Genomic DNA, 1249 nt, shown 5'->3' on the forward strand with positions numbered 1-1249 from the left:
ATATCAAGTGATTGCTTATGAAATAATTAAACTAATAATTTCTGACTATACATTTCTTTCCTTGGACAATTTGAATATAGCACAAATACTTATCTACTGAAGAATACAGCCTTTCACATATAGTAGGTTTATAAGACCTTTTTTAGAAAAATAATTATCAAAATAGGACAATAGCCAACTGTTTTAATCTTTTTAAATTGTTCAATTTTGAGTGAAATATAATTTTGGTCTTAATCATGTTTAAATACACTTAACGTGGATAAATTGTAATTACTTATTTTAAAATAACTTTATAATTTCACACAATTAAAAAGCCATAAAAGTACTTCTGTGATACTTTTATGACTTTTAATTAGTCATTAATTAAGCAAATCATTAATGGCTTGATTATTTCTTTGCTTCCAATCTTTTGTATTTACTTTTGATTTTTCAGAAATAGTAGCAGACTCTGAATTACCTTGACTAGAAGAAATAGCACGGTTAGGTGAACTAGTTCTATGGCCTTTTGCTAAAGTAGCGTCATCTGCTGGTAATACAGTGGCACTTTCTTCAACTGCATCGGAGTTCAAATCTTCTTCACTATTGAAAGCCATACCAGGGGTAACAATCTCTCCTGTTTTACTATTCACAAGCAAATCATCTGGAGCTATTTCTTCCTTTTGAAGATTAGCTTCTTTATCTTGCTCTTGTTCAGAATAATCAATATTCGATTGATTTAATGGCTTTATACTACTACGATTTGAATTTAAATATGCGTCAATTGCATTTTTACTACGAATGTCAGTTGGAATTATTGTGGTGTACGAGGCTTTAGATTGTGAATGATGCCCAAATCTACTCTTCTCCTCATTTTTTTGTTTTTCAATTTCATTTTTTCTTTTCTTGTAATAAAAGAAGAAACCAGTAGTAATACAAATAATAATTAATAAACTCATTTTAACCTCCTATAAACACAAAAAGGCACTTAATTACTAATCAGTAACTAAGTGCCTTTATAGATTTAATAAAAATAAACAATATTCAACTAGCGTTAATAAACATCAAAATGGTCTTAAACTTTAGACCTAAAACCAAGCCTTAGAAACTATCTAAGGAGTAAATCAAAATCAGAAATAAATAACGGCTTACATCATTATTTTATCATTCTTTCTTTTATATTACTATTTTTCAATGTAATCGTAAGTGTCAATATTTTTGCGGTAGGCTATTAACCATTAGTCTGACCTTAATTTCTTAAATATTTATTTGA

The 1249-nt window shown here is 28.0% G+C and carries 1 protein-coding gene; it reads right to left on the minus strand.

Annotated features, from left to right (window positions below; genetic code table 11):
• Positions 1–359 precede the first annotated feature (359 nt).
• A complete protein-coding gene (locus BLP58_RS11730; protein WP_013851265.1) occupies positions 360–935 on the minus strand; it encodes a hypothetical protein in 576 nt (191 codons plus the stop codon).
• Positions 936–1249: the final 314 nt, after the last annotated feature.

This window comes from Lactobacillus kefiranofaciens, assembly GCF_900103655.1.
Classification (GTDB): Bacteria; Bacillota; Bacilli; order Lactobacillales; family Lactobacillaceae; genus Lactobacillus; species Lactobacillus kefiranofaciens.